1 protein-coding gene is annotated in these 1,425 nt (G+C 67.8%); it reads right to left on the bottom strand.

The window, feature by feature from the left end:
* Nucleotides 1–1,425, bottom strand: a 1,425-nt coding sequence (locus A9X05_RS21570; RefSeq protein WP_156736885.1) for an AMP-binding protein, incomplete at both ends; no start/stop codon positions are given.

The raw sequence follows: 1,425 nt of genomic DNA, 5'->3' as shown, positions 1-1,425 counted from the left end.
CCCCCCAACCCGCCACATACAACTCACCCACCACACCCACCGGCACCGGATTCAGCCAGTTGTCCAACACGAACAGCGCCGCGCCGGGTATCGGTGAGCCGATCGGCGGTGTCCCGCTCCACGCGGTCAGCGGCCTGGTCATCGCCGCGTACATCGTGGTTTCGGTGGGGCCGTATTGGTTGACCATCACCCGCCCGGGCGCCCAGCGATCCACCACCTCGGGCGGGCATGGCTCCCCACCCATCACCAGCGTCGCCACCGAGTCCAACCCCTGGGGCGACAACGCCGCCACGGCCGACGGGGTGTGGCTCAGCACGTCGACCTGTTCGCGAATCAGCATGGCGTGCAGGTCTTCTGGTGAGCGGACCACCGCGTCGGGCACGATCACCAGCCGGCCGCCGTGCAACAGCGACCCGAAGATCTCCCACACCGAGAAGTCGAAGGCCAGCGAGTGACACTGCGACCACACGCGGCCCAGGGCCAGCTCGTCGTGCACCGACTCCAGCAACTGGGTGACATTGCGATGGGTGACGGCCACACCCTTGGGCACCCCGGTCGTGCCCGAGGTGTAGATGATGTACGCGACGTCCCCGGAAGACGGCACCGACAGCGGGTCGGCCGACTGCGTCGCGATTTCCGGGTCGTCGAACTCTATGACGGCCAGGTCCGACCCGTCGAGCCGCGATCGCACGCCCGCGGTGGTGACGGCGGCGATCGGTAGGGCGTCGGTGAGCATGAATTCGATGCGGGCCGCCGGCAGTGCCGGGTCGATGGGCAGGTAGGCCGCCCCGGTCTTGAGCACCGCCAAAATCGCCACCACGGCCTGCGCCGAGCGCTCGGCCAACAGCCCCACACACTCCCCCGGACCGGCACCATACTCAATCAACAAGCGCGCCAACCGATTCGACGCCTCATCCAACTCGCCATACGTCAACGACCCGCCCCCACAGCTGATCGCCACCGCCCCCGGGGCACGATCCACCTGCGCCGAAAACAGCTCCGGAATCGACACCCCCACCGGCACCGAACCACCCAACACCGCCCGATTACCGATCACCTCCAGACGCGCACGCTCGCCCTCATCCAGCACCTCGATCGACGAGACACGCCGCGAGGAGTCGGCGGTCATGGTGACCAATACGTCGTGCAGTTGCGCGGCCAGGGCCTCGATGCGGGCGGTGTTGTATACGTCGGTGCGGAATTCCACCGCCCCGCCGATGCCGGCGGGCTGCCCGTCCTCGGTCCAGCGCTCGGCCAGCGAGAACACCAGATCCATGCGGGCACTGCGGGTGTCGGTAGGCAGCGGCGTTACTTGCAGATCGCCGAGCCGCACGTCGGCGAATTCTTCGTTCTGCCAGGCTAAGACGACTTGGATCAGGGGGTGGTGGGTCAGGCTGCGGGTGGGGTGCAGCCGTTCGACGAGGA

The organism is Mycobacterium sp. E3298 (genome assembly GCF_001666895.1).
In the GTDB taxonomy this organism is placed as follows: Bacteria; Actinomycetota; Actinomycetes; order Mycobacteriales; family Mycobacteriaceae; genus Mycobacterium.
The sequence above is the reverse complement of the archived record's forward strand: the minus strand, read 5'-3'. Positions and strand labels throughout refer to the sequence as shown.